Origin of the sequence: Sphingomonas naasensis (genome assembly GCF_004792695.1) — a bacterium.
Lineage (GTDB): Bacteria > Pseudomonadota > Alphaproteobacteria > Sphingomonadales > Sphingomonadaceae > Sphingomonas > Sphingomonas naasensis.
Genome location: NZ_SRXU01000004.1, coordinates 124,787 through 140,024 on the forward strand (window position 1 = coordinate 124,787; position 15,238 = coordinate 140,024).

At 69.5% G+C, this 15,238-nt stretch carries 15 protein-coding genes; 3 read left to right on the plus strand and 12 right to left on the minus strand.

All coding sequences use genetic code 11. The annotated features are described in order from the left end of the window. Positions 1–167: 167 nt before the first annotated feature. The 4 genes from E5A74_RS10535 to E5A74_RS10550 form a co-directional block, all read right to left on the minus strand. Positions 168–926, minus strand: a complete 759-nt coding sequence (locus E5A74_RS10535; protein ID WP_135984613.1) for a 3-keto-disaccharide hydrolase — start codon at positions 924–926, stop codon at positions 168–170. A 28-nt stretch (positions 927–954) separates the two neighbouring features. Further along, positions 955–1,887: a DUF4861 family protein gene (locus E5A74_RS10540; protein ID WP_135984615.1), complete on the minus strand. Its 933-nt coding sequence runs from the start codon at positions 1,885–1,887 to the stop codon at positions 955–957. Positions 1,888–1,966: 79 nt separating this feature from the next. After that, positions 1,967–2,884 (minus strand): diaminopimelate epimerase, encoded by a 918-nt coding sequence (gene dapF / locus E5A74_RS10545; protein WP_206365833.1) that lies wholly within the window; start codon positions 2,882–2,884, stop codon positions 1,967–1,969. A gap of 40 nt (positions 2,885–2,924) precedes the next feature. After that, a complete protein-coding gene (locus E5A74_RS10550; protein WP_135984620.1) occupies positions 2,925–3,596 on the minus strand; it encodes a glutathione S-transferase family protein in 672 nt (223 codons plus the stop codon). A gap of 101 nt (positions 3,597–3,697) precedes the next feature. On the opposite strand from E5A74_RS10550, the gene E5A74_RS10555 reads away from it, so the two are divergent. Next, the gene (locus tag E5A74_RS10555; protein WP_208411869.1) at positions 3,698–6,235 is read left to right on the plus strand and encodes a DUF2339 domain-containing protein; all 2,538 of its coding nucleotides are present in this window, start codon (positions 3,698–3,700) and stop codon (positions 6,233–6,235) included. A gap of 10 nt (positions 6,236–6,245) precedes the next feature. On the opposite strand, the gene E5A74_RS10560 is transcribed toward E5A74_RS10555, so the two are convergent. Both E5A74_RS10560 and E5A74_RS10565 read right to left on the minus strand, forming a co-directional pair. Continuing rightward, a complete protein-coding gene (locus tag E5A74_RS10560) occupies positions 6,246–6,560 on the minus strand; it encodes a PilZ domain-containing protein (RefSeq protein WP_166745788.1) in 315 nt (104 codons plus the stop codon). 93 nt (positions 6,561–6,653) lie between these two features. Beyond that, positions 6,654–7,130, minus strand: coding sequence for a DUF6456 domain-containing protein (locus E5A74_RS10565; protein WP_135984624.1), 477 nt, complete (start codon positions 7,128–7,130; stop codon positions 6,654–6,656). An 89-nt stretch (positions 7,131–7,219) separates the two neighbouring features. Here E5A74_RS10565 and E5A74_RS10570 point away from each other — a divergent pair, with 89 nt between their 5' ends. Together E5A74_RS10570 and E5A74_RS10575 are read left to right on the plus strand one after the other, a co-directional pair. Continuing rightward, a complete protein-coding gene (locus tag E5A74_RS10570) occupies positions 7,220–7,783 on the plus strand; it encodes a helix-turn-helix domain-containing protein (protein ID WP_135984627.1) in 564 nt (187 codons plus the stop codon). Between the two features lie 71 nt (positions 7,784–7,854). Then, on the plus strand, positions 7,855–8,217 hold the full coding sequence (locus E5A74_RS10575) for a hypothetical protein (RefSeq protein ID WP_135984629.1): 363 nt from the start codon (positions 7,855–7,857) through the stop codon (positions 8,215–8,217). Between the two features lie 190 nt (positions 8,218–8,407). Here the strand turns inward: E5A74_RS10575 and E5A74_RS10580 are convergent, their stop codons facing one another. From E5A74_RS10580 to E5A74_RS10605, 6 genes are all read right to left on the minus strand, one after another. Continuing rightward, a complete protein-coding gene (locus tag E5A74_RS10580) occupies positions 8,408–9,250 on the minus strand; it encodes a hypothetical protein (protein ID WP_135984631.1) in 843 nt (280 codons plus the stop codon). A 9-nt stretch (positions 9,251–9,259) separates the two neighbouring features. Beyond that, positions 9,260–10,309, minus strand: coding sequence for a hypothetical protein (locus tag E5A74_RS10585; protein WP_135984633.1), 1,050 nt, complete (start codon positions 10,307–10,309; stop codon positions 9,260–9,262). Further along, positions 10,246–11,643, minus strand: a complete 1,398-nt coding sequence (locus E5A74_RS10590; RefSeq protein ID WP_135984635.1) for a patatin-like phospholipase family protein — start codon at positions 11,641–11,643, stop codon at positions 10,246–10,248. Before E5A74_RS10590 ends, E5A74_RS10585 begins: the two co-directional genes overlap by 64 nt. A gap of 40 nt (positions 11,644–11,683) precedes the next feature. Beyond that, positions 11,684–11,935, minus strand: a complete 252-nt coding sequence (locus E5A74_RS10595) for a hypothetical protein (RefSeq protein ID WP_135984637.1) — start codon at positions 11,933–11,935, stop codon at positions 11,684–11,686. Between the two features lie 41 nt (positions 11,936–11,976). After that, entirely contained in the window at positions 11,977–13,407 is a 1,431-nt protein-coding gene (locus tag E5A74_RS10600; protein ID WP_135984639.1) for a S8 family serine peptidase, read from the minus strand. Positions 13,408–13,468: 61 nt separating this feature from the next. Next, a complete protein-coding gene (locus E5A74_RS10605) occupies positions 13,469–15,163 on the minus strand; it encodes a peroxidase family protein (RefSeq protein ID WP_135984641.1) in 1,695 nt (564 codons plus the stop codon). Between the last annotated feature and the right edge of the window lie 75 nt (positions 15,164–15,238).

Genomic DNA, 15,238 nt, shown 5'->3' on the forward strand with positions numbered 1-15,238 from the left:
AGCGGCCAAACCCCTTCACAATGGTTGACAAGGCGCTACCCTCCACTCTCACACAATCGTGTTCCACGAAGCCGGACGCTCACAACAAAACCAATTACATATGGAGAATTTGGTGACGCACGCACAATCCTGTCGGGTGCGCCACTTTCTCGAACCGCGCGCGACCTTCAATCGAGCCGTTTGACCTCGATGTCGCGGAAGTCGATCTGGTGGCCCTCGCTTTGCAGCGCGATATAGCCCTCGCCGAGCGTCAGCTTGCTGCCGGCCGCGGCGATCAGCGGCTGCGCGTCCTTGTCGGCGGGATCGAGTTCGATCCCCGAATATTGCAGCACCGGCTTGCCGTCGATGAAATGGGTGACCGCGCCATTGGGCAGCACCTCGAGCTCGACGCGGGTCCAGCGCCCCACCGGGACCAGCGGCGCGCTCGACAGGATGCAGTGGCGTGGGTCGCGCTTGCCCTCGAACACCACCGTCGTGCCCGGCGTGCAGAGATTGCCGGTCGGCTCCTGCGTCGGGCGTGGAACGGCGAGCAGCTGCAGCTCGAGGCTCACCGGGAAATCCTGATCGCGGCGCATCGTCGCGGGCGCCTGCGCGTGGAACATCAGCCCCGAATTGGCGGTCTGCCAGGTCTTGATCCCCGGCAGCGGCTCGCCGAACAGCCGGTAATCGAAGCGGATGCGATAGGCCTTGAGCGGCGTCTTCCAGAACAGATGCCCGAACGCGCCCTCGAATTTCGGATAATGCGCATAGGAGACGCGGATTACCCCGTCCTCGACGGTGAACATGTGCAGCGGATCCTCGCCCACTGCATAGCCGGTGATCTTGGGCGTCCAGCCCTCGAGGCTCTTGCCGTCGAAGATGCGCTGCCATGCAGGCGCGGGGGCGGCGCCGAGCAGCGCCAGCATCGGAAGAAGCAAGAGTCTCATGCGATCGGCTCCAGTTACGGGCATCGGGCTATCGCGCCGGCGGGGCGAAGCGCGGCTGTTCGGCGGCGACGTAGCGATCCCAGTCGGCGCGCGTGCGGAACCCGCCATTGCCGAGGCTCCACGCCGAGCCCGAATAATAGACGAAGGGCTTGCCCGGGGTGACGCGCAGCAGCGCGAGATGGTTGTCGGCGTCCTTGACGACGTCGACCAGCATCGTCGGATCGACGCGCAGCGCGACCGCCATCCGGCCATGGCCCGGCTGTTCCGGGCCCCACCACGAGAGCAGCCCGCGCGCCTTGTCGACGGTGAGCTCGCCCTCGGCGCCGGTCGGCTTGCGCGCGATGCCGACGCCGACGATCAGCGGCCCCGCCTTGTCCGATCGGATCGTCGAGACCATCCGGGTGAAGTGCGTGCCCATCGGCAGGGTGAAGCGTCGCGTCTCCCAGACCTTGCGGTTCACGTCGACCGGCCACGGCTTGTAGTCGACTTCGAAGTCGGCGGCGTCGGGGCCGTTCCTGAGGATTCGGTGCGCGGCGTAGTTGCGCGAGGTCCACAGCTTGTTGTCGAACCAGATGCCGAGCCCGCCCGCGCCGCGCGAGGTGCCGACATTGTAATAGTCGAGCCCCTCGCCGTGAAAGCCATGCTGGTCGCCGCTCTTGAGCTGGCGATCGGCGAACGGCCAGGCGACGGTCTTGCCCCAGCTGTCGACGCCCGAGCCCGAGGGCGGCTCATAGGCTTCGAGCGCATGGCCATAGATGCGATGCGCGGTGCGGTCATTCTCCCAGAGAATGTCGTCGTAGCGATAATCGGCGAGAATCACGCTGGCGCGCGGGGTGCGGTCGGCGGCGGGGGGGAGCGGCTTGTCGATCGGCGGGAGTTGCGGGGCGGGCGTGTCCTGCGCGGCGAGCGCCAGCGGCGCGGCGGCCAGCACGGCGACGGCAAGCAAGCGGACCCACGACATGCGCATACCTCCCCGTAGCGCCGGCATGTCCGGCCTCCTGGTCAGGCCACGCTAGCCACGCGCCAGGGGCGTGACAAGCTCAGGCCAGCGCCGCCACCGCCGCTTCCCATGCGCGCGCTTCTTCCTCGCGCCGGGCATGGACGACAGGGACTTCGGCGACGCCGCGTGCCGGATCGACCTCGACGCTCGCATCGTAGAGAAAGGTCGCGTTGCCGCTGATCGTCACCACTCGGTCGGCGCTCGCGCGCCCGCGCACCAGCCCGCCCTTGTTGAACACGCGGACCTCGGCGCCCAGCGGCACGCGCCCGGTGAGGCCCGCGGCGAGGACCGATGCGGCCATCGCGCTGCCGCAGCTGTCGGTCAGCCCCACGCCGCGCTCGAAGGTCCGCACGAACAGGTCGGCACCGCGCAGCTCTACGAACGAGACATTGGCGCGACCCGGGATCAGCGGCGGCGCGCTCTCGCAAAATTCGCCCAGCGCGACCAGCTCCGCCTCGTCGACCCGGTCGACGAACGTCACCAGATGCGGGTTGGGCATCGCCACCGCGGTGAAGCTCCGTTCGCTCGGCAGCTCGGTCAGCGCGCCGCGGAGCCCGACATCGGCGAGCGCGGTCGAGGCCGGCCCGACCACGGTGCGCACCGTCGCGACGCCCGGCGCCAGCTCCGCCTCGCGCGCCACCTCGGCCGAGCTCGTCTTGAGCTTCACTCGCGCCGAATCGATTCCCAGCGCCTCGAATCCCGCGCGCGCCACGCAGCGCAGCCCGTTGAGGCAGGTCTCGGCCTCGGAGCCGTCCGCGTTGAACATCCGCATGCCGAATGCGTGCGCGTCGTCGCCCGCGACGAGCAGCAGCAGCCCGTCGCCGCCCACCGGGCCGTTGCGATCGGCGAGCGCGCGCGCGATCCCCGCCCAGGCATCGTCGTCCAGCGCCAGCGCGCGCGCGTCGATCAGGGGAAAGTCGTTCCCCGAGCCATGGCATTTGGTGAAGGCGAGCCGCATGCCGCCCATCTAGGGCGGCAGCGCCCGGCTGGCTACTCCCTCAGGCGGCCTGTTGCGCGCTCACCGGGCCGCCCATCGCCGCAACGGTCGCCTGATCGCGCGCGATGATCTCGGCGAAGCTCGGCCGCGCGTGGATCGCCTCGAGATAGGCGGCGGTGCGCGGATGGCGCGCCGGGTTCGCCCGCACCTCGATGCAGCCGAGCGTCGCGAACGGGCTCGCCACCGCGATGTCCGCAAGGGTCAGCCGGTCCTCGACGAGGAAGCCGCTCGCGGGGATCATATTCTCGAGATAGTCGAAGATCGGCGGCAGCTGGTCGCGCTCGGCCCGGTCGGCGGCCTCATGGTCGCAGTCTTGCTTGAGCACCCGCGGCAGCACGAAGCGATTGCCGAAGATCGCGCCGCCCGCGGCCATCATGATCGTGTCGGCCAGCTCGTCATACCAGATCGTCCGGGCCCGTGCGCGCGGCTCGGCCGGGATCAGGTTGGGGTCGGGATATTTGGCCTCGATATAGGCGACGATCGCGGACGAATCCGAGATCAGGAAATCCTCGTCCTTGAAGCCCGGCATCTTGCCGAACGGGCTCGCAGCCTGGAAATCGGGGCCGCCCCGGCCCATGCCGGCGGGCTGCAGTTCCAGCGCGAGCCCTTTTTCGGCCCCGAACACCATGCATTTTCGGACATAAGGTGACAGCGTCGAACCAAATACGATCATCGGACATTCCCTCCATCATGCCGCAAAACCTTGGCACTCCGGACCCGGGGAACACCTAGTTTGCCACGACAGCGCGAATCCGCTGTGCCAGGGAGAAGCACTTGATCGCTTTCACGCTCCTGCTCGTCCTTGGCGTCGCCGCGGCCTTTTTTGTGGTCCTGCGTCGCCTCGCTGTTGTGGAACAGGAGTTGCGCCGCGTCGAGTCACTCGTCGCGCGTATCGAGCAGCGCGAGTCCCGTTTCGTCGCACCTTCTGAGCCCCTCGTCGCGGCGTCTCGCGAAGAGGACGTGCCGCCTCCCGCGCCGGAGCAATTCGCGCAGCCCGCGGCGCGAATCGTCACCGCTCGCGCGCGGCCCGCGCAACCCGCAAAGGCTTCCCCTGCGCCGACACGTACCAGCCCGGCCCGGCCGGCGATCCAGCTCGAGGCGCTGATCGGCGGCAGCCTGCCGATCTGGATCGGCGGGGCGGCGCTCGTCCTCGCCGGTTTCTTCCTCGTGCGCTATTCGATCGAGAGCGGGCTGCTCGGCCCGACGGTGCGGACTTTGCTTGCGGCGCTGTTTGGGCTGGTGCTGATCGCGGCGAGCGAAGGTGCGCGCCGCCTGCCCGCGACTGCCGAGGATCCGCGGGTGGCGCAGGTGCTTGCCGGGGCCGGCGTCGCCAGCCTCTACGGCACGCTCTACATGGCGGCGGCGCTCTATCATCTGATCGCGCCGCTCACTGCCTTTGTCGCGGTGGTGCTGGTCACTGCGGCAGCGATGGGGCTCGCCCTCCGGCACGGTCCGCCGACCGCGGCGATGGCGCTGATCGGCGGTTTCGTCGCGCCGCTCGTCGCGGGGTTCGATACTGCCGGGGTCGGCCCGCTGCTCGTCTATCTCGGGCTGTTCACCGCGGCGCTGTTCGGGCTCGCCATCCATCGCGGCTGGGGCTGGCTCGCGTTGGCTGCGAGCATCGCCGGCTTCGCGTGGATCAACTATCTGATCGCGGCGCTCGATGGACGTGGCGGCGATCTGTCGGCGGTGGGCGGCTTCACCATGCTGCTCGCCGCCTGCGCCAGCGCCGCGCTCCCCGCGACCGGGATGCACAATCGCTGGCTGCGGCTGGCGCCGCTCGTCGCGGGCTTCGTCCAGCTGCTCGCGCTCGCGCCGGCGCTCGAATTCGGCGCGCTGGCGTGGAGCTTCTACCTCGTCCTCGCCGCGGCGGCGCTGTTCCTGTCGTGGCGCCAGTCGCTCTATTTGCCCGCGGCGCTCGCAGCGCTCGGTTTCCTGCTCGCCTTCGAGGCGCTCGCGTTGATTCAGGGCGAGCGCAGCGCGACGCCGCTCGCCGCGGCCGGCGCGACCCTGTTGTTCGCGGTCCCCGGCCACGGCCTTGCCGGCCGCGGCCGCGGCTGGGCAACGCTCGCGCTGGGCGGCTCGGCGGGGCCGCTGCTGATCGCGTGCGCGTTCGCGCCGTCGCTGCTCGCCCCCGCGGCATGGGGCGCGCTCGCGCTGGCGGCGGCGGCCGCATGCGCGTATCTCGCATGGCGGCTCAGGCGCGACAGCGACGCACCGGTGCTGACCGCGGCGAGCCTCGCGACCGGGCTGCTCGTCACGGTCGGGCTCGCCCAGTTCCTGCCCGACGGCTGGCTCAGCCTGCCGCTGACCCTCGTGCTGCTCGGACTGGCGGACTGGGCGCGCGCCGTCCGCGCCCCTGCCTTGTTCGAATTGCCCGCGCTGCCCTGGATCGCCGCGATGGTCGCGGGCGCCGAATCCCTTTTCGGGCTGGCGACGATGGTCGGCGCGGCGCTGGGCGGCGACCGTCTGCCGTTGCTCGGCATCCCGCCCTTGACCGGGCTGTTCCGCGACCTGGCGTTGCCCACCGCGGCGTTGCTCGCGATCCTGCTCGATCCGCGCCAGCTCGGCCGCGCGCGGCGCCTCGTCGGCAGCCTCGCCATCGCGGTCGGGATCCTGCTCCTCCACGCGCTCGCCAAGCAGCTGCTCGCGATCGCCACCTTGCCGCGCTTCGTCGAACTCGGCTTCGTCGAGCGCGCGCTGCTCACCCAGGTATGCCTCGCTTCGGGCTGGTATCTGCTGCGCACCCGCCGATTGCCGTCGCTCGCCGCATTCCTGTTCGGGCTCGGGCTGGTGCGGTTCGTCTGGTTCGATCTGCTGCTGCTCAATCCGGTGCTCGAGCCGCAGGCGGTGGGCCCGTTCCCGCTGCTCAACGCCGCGGTGCTCCACGCCGCGCTCACCGCTTTCTGGCTCTGGACGCTGCCGCGCGCGCCGGCATGGCGCACCGCCGGCGCGCTGGCCACCATCGTCGCCGCGCTCGCGCTCGTCCGGCAGGCGACGCATGGCAGCCTGCTCGCCGGGCCGGTCGGAACGCTCGAGAATACGGGCTATTCGGCGGCGCTGCTCGGTGTCGCCCTGTTCTGGCTGTGGCGCGGCATCACCGCGGGCGTCTATGATTTGCGCATCGCCGGGCTCGCGCTGCTCACGCTCGTCACCTTCAAGGTGTTCCTCCTCGACGCCGCGGCGCTCGATGGCGTGCTGCGCATCCTGTCGTTCCTCGCGCTCGGCGTCGCGCTGATCGGCATCAGCTGGGCCTATGGCCGCTTTCTCGCGCGCCCGGCGGCGGCGATCGGCGAAGGCGACGCGCCTTAGGCCTGATCCGTCAGCTTCGGGCCTCGCTTCCGGCCTGCAGCATCGCCGCCAGCTGCCCGGGGGTCAGCGGCGTGCGGAAGGCGACGCCGAAGCGGCGGCCGCTGCTCCACTGCACCCGCGCCGGCCCGAGCGCGATCCCGCTGGTCAGGCGGATCTCCGCGCCCACCGCGGGGGCGGTCTCGGCATAGAGCAGCGCGCCGCCGGTCGAGATGTTGAGCAGATGGACGCGCGTGGTTGCGCCGCCGCGCTCCATCTCGCCCGGCCGGAAGATCTTGAGCCGCGCCGCCGCGCGCGGATGCGTGCCACCCCTGTCGATTGTCGGCATCTCGCCCCCGAACATCGTGGCCGGATACGCGCCAGCGATTCACGCGTTCCGAAAAATCATGATTAGCAGCGGCTTAGGGGCGTTTTACCCGATTCAGCGCAGCCCGTAATGATGGGCGAGCCGGTCGAGTGCCAGTCCGAGCACGAGCTTGCCCGCCCGGCTCGGCCAGCCCAATGCCCGTTCGGCGGCGACGAGGCCCTCGCCCGCGCAGACGACGCGCCACAATATGTCCGAGAGCCCCGGTCCGGCCGCCGCCACCGCCGCGTCGAAGCGCCGCCGCGCCGCGATCTGCGCCAGCGTGGGATCGAGCCCCTCGGCCGGGCCGCGCCGGCCGGGTGCGCGCGGGCCCGCGTCCCAGCGCATCGTCACCCGCGCGCCGAGCGATGCCGTCTCGTAATCGCCGCGCAGCCGCTCGCCCGCCTCGAACTGACGGGCGTCGACATGCCCGCGCGATCGCAGCCAGCTCAGCGGTGATTCGGCGAGATTGACCGTCACGCTCCGCCGCACCCGCGGCGCCGGCGTGCGCGTGCCGCCCGGATCATGAATGTCGCGCTCGACCAGCTCCCGCATCGATGATCTCCTTTTGTTCGCAGCGACACTCTTGCCACCGAGTCCTGTTTGTAGGAAAGTGAAAAAACCAAATCGGTTAGGATACGTGCATGATCACTGCGATCCGCGAAGTGCGACGCGCCAAGGGGCTCACGCTCGAGGAGGTGGCGCAGCGCTGTGTCCCGCCGACCACGGCGCAGACGGTCGGGCGTCTCGAGACGGGGACGCGCACCGTCTCGGTCGGCTGGCTCAATCGCATCGCCACGGCGCTCGGCGTCGATGCGGCTGATCTCGTCCGGCTTCCCGATCGTCCCGAGATCGCCGTGGCGGCGATCCTCGATTCGAGCGGGGTGCAGGCGCCGCGGCGCCCGGCTTCGGTGGTGCCGCCGCGCGGCGCGCCGGAGATGATCGCGGTCACCGTCGGCGGCGGGATCGGCGATTATCGCGCGGGCGATGAGATCTGGTGCGATCGCCTCGCGCCGGATGCCTATGCGCGCGCGCTCAACCGCGACGTGCTCGTTCCACGCCCGGCGGGACGCTTCCTGTTCGGGCGGCTGATCGGGCGCGAGGGCGACAAGCTTCTCCTCCTCCCGCTCGGCGCGGGCGCCCGCCAGCAAGTGGTGACCGACCCGCCGTGGATCGCCTGCGCGGTGCGGCTGGTGCGCGCGCTCTAGACGCTTGCCCAGCGCCGCGCGGAAGCGCACTCTGCCGCGCAGAAAAGGGGCAAGAACAGGAGGGGATCGCCATGATCCGAATCGCAACGACGCTCGCCGCCGTGCTGACGCTCGCCGCGCCGGCACTGGCCGAGGATTGGGACTTCATGCTCACCAACAGCACCGGCAAGACGATCAAGTCGATCGAGATCTCGGCCGCCGGCGCGGGCAGCTGGGCGCCCAATAAATTCGATCCCGAGCTGCGCAAGGAGGCCTCGGTCAAGACCGGCGGCAAGACCACGGTCCATTTCGACAAGGGCTCGGGCTGCAAATATGATCTCAAGGCCACTTTCGACGACGATAGCTCGGCGGTGTGGTCCGCGATCGACATCTGCGTGAACAGCTATGTGACGATCACCTATGCCAATGGCAAGGCGAGCTTCAAGGTGAGCTGAGCGGCACGCGCTGTCGTATCCAGACGAGAGCGTCCCCGGGTAAATGGCGGAAAGCTGCGAGAGGCGGTTTTCCGCAGATCCGCCACATCGGCTCAACCGGAGCGCAGCAGGAATGGGGGGCCGCCGGCGAACAACATCGCTGTCGCCGGCGACGATCCCCCAACACCTGATGGCCGATCAAGCAAAGCTGTCAACCGGCGGTGCCCTCGCTCGGCAGCGGCTTGGGCGTGTAGAAAGCTGTCGCCCCGAGCACGAAAGCCGCACCCAGGAATGCCGCCCATTGCCTGACGACCTCCGCGCGCTCCGGCAGCCCGAAGCCGGTGAGATCGTAAAACCCGAACAGCCATTCGGCATCGGTCGCGGTTGCCCATAGCAGGAACGCGGTGACCGCGACCCAAACCGCGGCGGCATCCAGATTGGTCGGTTCGTTGGCGACGGGCCGACTCGTGTTCGCGAGGCGGCGGACGAAGAACAGCAACACGACGCAGACGATCAGCACGACGAGCTTCTTGACCGCGCCATTGGGGAAGATGGCGAGCCCGCTTCCATACAGAGTGAGCGCCTCGGCGGGGAACAGCGTGATGAGCTTGTTGTAGACGGTCGGATCGCCGCCGCCCGCCTCGATATTGTCGTCGGCCCCGGTTGCGGAAAGCACTCCCGTCGGCGCGGGCCGGCGCGCGATGCGAAGGCTGCCCTGGATCGAGGGCAGGGCGGCGGTGTGCGCGCGTGCGGCCCCGGTTGCAGCGAGGAGCAGCCGCGTCGCGTCCGCTATCTCTCGCAACGCGGCGTCGAGATCGGCCGGTGTCGCGCTGGCCAGCATGCGCTCCGCGCGACCCGCGGCCGCCGCCGCGGCACGCTGCGCGGTTTCATCGCCGGGAGCCGCGGCAAAGTTCCGGATCGCGGCATTGAGCGCGGTCTCCGCGTTGGCCAGCGCCGCGCTTTGATCCGCGCCGAAATTGCCGCTCTCGCCCGCTTGATGCACGGCCTGCGCAAGTTGCCGGAACGCGGCGACGGTTTCATCTGCGATTGCCATAATTCCTCCTCAGATCACCGCAGTCGCGACCTGCGCCAAAAGACGCAGTGCTTCTGCTATGCGTTTTCCCTCGATGGCGGCGATGCGCCGACGCTCGGTTTCGGTGAAATCGCCCTTCAGGTGCCGTGCCAGCGTCGCCCGGCTATTGCCGAGCAGCACGACCGCCGCCTCCATCGCCTTTCCACGTGCCTCGACCTGGTTCTCGTCGACGCGCGCCGATTGCAGCAGTTCGACGAAAGCGAGACGCTGCTCGAACGGGCGGCTGTTGCGGATCTGGCCGTTGTAGACCGTGCGCAGGCGGCTGGTGGTGTCGTTCGCGTCGGTCCTGGCGAAGGCCACCCAATCCCTGACCTGCTTCTGCAATTCGGCCGAGATCGCGCCGACCTCCGCATCGCGCGCGGCGACGATCGCGCGCACGCGCCGGACCTTGCCGGCTTCCTGCGCGAGATCGCTGGCGAATTGCGCGAGCTTGATCGCGCTTTTCGCCTGATCGCCCGCCAGATCCGTCGGGATTTTGGGCAATCCGGCGCCGAATAGCGCCTCGGCGAGCGCGCGCGCCTCGCCGGCCTTGGCGGCGAGGGCCGCCAGCTCGGCGGCGATGTCGCGGTTCGGCGCGCCGAGAGTCTTGTCCAGAGCTGCGGCATAGTCCGCCAGCGCGGCGATCATCACCAGTGTGGGCTGTACGCTGGCATCGGCGATCGGACGCGTGTCGAGGGCTATCGTGGTGCCTTGGGGTCCAGGTTCGTCCGCGCAGAGCGCTCCTGTCGATCCTATCCGGATATGGACGACTATCGCGCCGGTGCACGAAGGATCGCTTGCGACGATCACCGCGTTCGCGCGGGCCCGGCGGAGCCTGTGCTCGACGAGCGCGGCGCGCGACGCGTCGACGACCGCGGTCGAGGATGTCGAGACGGTGGCGGCGCTTTCCAGCCGCAGAGTATTGGCGCCGCAACCGGACAGCACGAGCGCCGTGGTGACAAGGAGAGAGCGGTGTTTCATCGGGATGCTCCTTTGCCGCGCGCGGCGGCGATCTCGGCGACGGTCGGCAATGCAATCCACGGTTGCGCGCGGTCGGCCTTGGCGGCGCCGAACCGCTGGAGGCATTGCATGAAGGTGGGATTGAACATCATCCCCTTGCGATCACGGCCACGGTGGAAGTCCTTGCGGCACCCGGGTCCGCCCTCCGTCGCCGGCCGGTTCCAGCCGTCGGCGGTGGCGAGGTGGATCGGGGTCGAGGGAAAGCCGAGACGCAGCGCCGCGATCGAGCCGACCTCCAGCGCGTTGACCATGATGCTCTGCGTGCGCAGCGCCGCGCTCAGCGCGTCGGCCCGCCCGTCGATCGCGGTGTCGCGACCGACGATCGTGGGGCCGTTGCGCACCACATAAAGTGGCGGCGTGACAATGCTTGCACCTGTGCGTGCGCGCACCGCCATGATCGCTGCGGCGCGCTCGGCGATGGCGGCCTCGAACACCGACTGGCGAACGCCGCCATCCATATAGGAGCGTTCGTCGATACGCACCTGCTGGTAGAATACCGGCACCGCCGCGGAGGCGAGGGCGGCGCCGACGATGCATTGCTGCGCGGTGCGTCCGCGCAGGCGCGCCAGCATCCGCACGTCGACGAAGCGGAAGCCGCCGTTGCGGGCATCGACGAAGCCGAGCAGCGTCGGCGGGGTTCCCGGCGCGGCGAGCAGCTTGAGCATCGGGCTTTGCGTGCAGTCGCCTTCGCCCGGACGGCCGTCGGCGCGCGGACATAGCGCTTCCTCGATGCGGCGGCGCAGCGGCGCGCTTCCCGCAACCGAGCCGGTGAGCGCGGCAAGGGCCTGCGCGTTACGGTTCACGATTTGCCGTTCGCTGGCCGGCGCGTAATTGCGCGTGAGCGTTGCGAACATCCGCTCGGCTTCCTCCGGGCGGCTGGCGCCGGCGAGGAACAGGGCCTGGAGTGCGCCGGTGCTCACGCCGCTGATGAAGGTGAACTGCGGCAATTCGCCGCATTTGTGGAGCCGGTTGAGGAAGCCCGTGCCGAACGCGCCCCATTGGCCGCCGCCCGAGAGCAACAACAGGCCGGGTTGCGTCGGCGCCTCGCGCCCCGCTCCGGCAGGACGGTCGCAATCGGGGCCGGGGGGGAAAACCTCCGCCGACAGGCCGACGAGCTCGGCAAGGTCGATGCCTTCGCGCAACAGCGCGTCGAAATCCTCGGTGGACGTCGCGGCGGTGTCGGCGGCCGCGATCGCGCCCGTCTGGTCCGCCTCGGTTGGCGGCGGCGCGTCGCGCTGGATCGCCTCGGTGAGCGCGTCGCGCGGCAGCGCGTGGCTCATCGCGTAGAAACCGGGGCAGTCGCGGATCGCCATCGGGCCGCGCATCGCGCAGGCCGACAGCGTCAACAGCGCCATCACGGCGAGGGCGCCCCGCAGGGGCGCCGCCGCCGGCGGGTCAGCTATGCGGGTCTTCGTCCTCGGTGGTGTAGCTCTGGTCCACTTCGACGTTTGCGACGCCGGGCACCGCTGCCAGCGAACCGAGCTTTTCCTCCTCGATGTCCCCGGCGATGATGCCGCCGAGTTCGGAGGTGTCGACAACTTCGAGGCCGGCGTTGCGCAGCTGCTGCTCGATGGCGTCGAGGCGCTCGCGGTGCGGCTCCTCGACCGTGACAAGGACGCTGAGCTTGTAGGTCTTGCGTCCGGACATGAACCGATCTCCACTGCTTGGGTCCCCTTTTATCGCAAAGGCTATAGCCGCGCGAGCCCCGCGCCGACGTCGCTCGCCGGCTGCGACAGCGGCTGCGCGCGCGAGACGAGCATGCGCCACAGTTCGCTGGCGCTCAGCGAGGGATTCTGCTGCAGCAGAAGCGCGGCGATCCCGGCCACGTGCGGCGTCGCCATGCTGGTTCCGTCGAGCAGGTCATATTGCGAGCGCCATGGCCGGAAGCGCGGCGGCTGCGGCGGCGCAGCGGGCTCGGGAGCGCTCGAATAGACCTGCACGCCGGGCGCAGCGATATCGATGTTGGCGCTGGGGTTCACCGCCGCGTTCGAGAAGTCCGCCACCCGCAAGGCGCGGTCGAGCGCCGCCACGGCCATGATCGACGGGCAGTTGGCCGGCGAGCTGACCGGTTCGGGGCGGGTCTGGCTGCGGCGGCTGTCATTGCCGGCCGCCGCGATAATCAGGGCATTGCTGCGAAGTGCGTTGCGCGCGAGCGTCTCGAACGCGGGGCTCGGCCCGGCACCGGGCAAGATCCGTCCGCCGATCGACATCGAGATGATCCGGCATCCCTGGCTGACCGCCCATTCGATTCCGAACACGGTCGAGCGGCCCAACGCCGCGCCGGTATTCGAAAGCACCTTGCCGATATAGAGTTCGGCCTCGGATGCGATGCCGTAGCGGGGACCTCGCTGCGGCTGACGCGAGCCTGCGGCGGTGCCGGCACAGTGAGTGCCGTGGCCGTTCAGATCGTCTACGTCCTGGCCGGGAATGAAGGACTTCATCCGCGCGGCGCTCAGGCGTCCGCGAAAATCCGGATGATCGATGTCGATCCCGGTATCGAGAATGGCCAGCTTGACGCCGCGCCCGGTCAGCGCCGTGCCCTCCACCCCCGTCGCGGTCAATCCCCAGGTCGAGGTGAGGCTGTCGGCAAATGCCTGCCCGGCAGCGCACGCGCCGGGCAGGCCCGCCAGTGGGCCCGGTGCCGCGCTTTCGCCGATCGCTTCGCCATTGAGCTGGGCCCAGAGCGCGTTCACCGCGTCCCGATAGCCGCGCAGATACGGGGCGAAGTCGGGCGACGCGCCACCGAAGGCGAAAAAAATGGGCTCGCACTCGCGCGAGGCGAGCGGATTGGCCTTGTCGGCGACCGCCGCCGCGATCGCGCCCTGCTGGTCGGGATCGGCGTCGAGCACCGCGACACCGAGCGAGGGAAAGATCGTCGCATCGGCGCCGTCCCCGGCGGCGGCGGCCATGCCCTCGCCATAGTCGGCCGCGTGCGCGACGGCCAATCCCGCCTTCGACCGCAGCGTCGCGACCGCGTCGCTGGTACCCTCGAGCGGGAAGGTGACCAGCATGCCCGGGACCAGTTCGGACGCATAAGGCGCGGCGAGCCGGATGAGTGGGTTGCCATTCTCGCCGGCCTCGCCGGTTCCGGAATGCCGTCTTTGGGTTCCCTTCGCCATCACACCGTTTCCTCGAGCAAGGCGGTTGCCGCAGTGCCCGGCCGAAGCGTCGACCGGCGCATCACAGCACTCCCGCGAATTTGAAGAAGGATTCGAAGCTGTCGACCGGTCCGCCGGGCAGACCGGCGTCAGCGGGATGCCAGCGTCCCTGGTCGCTGCCCGCGGCGTTCCAGTAGCTTTCGGGATCGGTCGCGATCAGGCCGACCAGCGTCTCGGCGACGATCGCGCTGCCGATCGGCCCGAGCCGTTTGCCGCCGCCCCGCGCCTGCGCCTCGGCGAGCACGTAGAACCACAAGGGCGTCTGGGTCTCGTAGCCATTGTCGTCGATCGCCGCGCCGCCGGGGCCCGCGGTGATCTCGGCGGTGGTCAATGCCTTGACCTCGATCCCGGCATCGTCGAGCTGTGCCCCGACGGTCTGCGCGGTGGGCAGGTTGAGGATATAGCTCCGGCGCAGGTTGCGCTGCGCCAGCGAGCGCAGATGCGGCTTGCTTTCATTGACGAGGTCGCCGAGCGCGTCGGCCAGCGCGGGATCGATCGGGCGCGCGACACGTGCGACGTCGTCGGGCACAATGAAATTGGCCCAGTTGATGATCCACACGCTGGGCAGCACGGATGCCCCGCCGAGCCCTCCCTTGCCGGTGAACTGGAACAGCTCGTGCAGCGTCGCCCGACCGAGACTGCCCGCGGGGCCGAAGAACGCGTTGAAGGTATAGGCGCCGCGGATCATCGAATGGCCGAAGCGGAAGGCGGCGACACTGAACTCGATCGGGAGCGGTGCGTGATCCCCGGACGTGCCGCCATGCGCTTTGGCGAAGGCCGCGTAGCGGGCGCCCCCGCTCACCTTCGTCACGGCGAGGATCGCGGGATCGCACAAGGCGGCGAGATACCGCTCCACGACGAGCCATTGATAATGCCACTGCACCAGCCGTTTGGCGCGTGCGAAGCGCGCGTCGTCGTCACCGGCAAGCGTATCGGCGACGGCGTTGTGGAAGCGCAGGACCGACAAATGGAGCTGCGCGACGACCAGATTCTCGTCATTGCGGCTGTCGGCGATGAAAGCGAGCTTGCGCGGATCGACGGGGCCGAAGTCGCTGACCATGCCCGTGGTCGGTGGCAAATCGGTCACTAGGCCTTCGTCCAGCATCTGGCCGAAGCGCGGCAGATCATTGGGCTCACCGCCATCGGCGTGGCCGACGCGCATATGTGCCCCGTCGCGCAGCTTCTCGTCGATATCGGTGCCGTCGCCATAGACGCTGTCGAGCCGCAGCGTGCCGCGTCGCAGATTGCCGAGCTGCTGCATCACCGTCGCGCGCGGGTTGATCACCAGCGGCGGCGCGGCGATGCTGAAATCGGCCAATGCCTCGGGATTCCGATCGGTGTTGGCGGTGATGTCGTGATCGATGAACTGGCCGAAATAGGTGAGCACGGCGGGCAGCTCGCTCGACGGTCCGGGAAATGGCCCGGCGTCGTTCATCGCCGCGCCGACCGCGCCCAGCTTTTCGAACGCGTCGGGATCGTGCACCAGCCCGCCGCCGGTGAACATATAGCCGAACCGGTCGGGTCCCGCCGGTGCCGCGCCTGCCGCCGCCGCGCCTGCCGCCTCGGCGATCATGTCGGGCGCATTCGACGCGAACGCGGATGCGGGTGCGACTTCGCTGCTGGTCGCGCCGCCGGCGCCGTCCCCATCGCTGCCCGCGGTGGCGAGAGTCATGCCGAGCTGCACGAATTTTTGACCATGTCCCAGTGCGAAGAGCATTTCGGACTCCCTTTTGGCGATTGTCGCCGAAGGTCATCGCGGATCACCCGCTCGCAGGACGTGATTGCGGCGTCG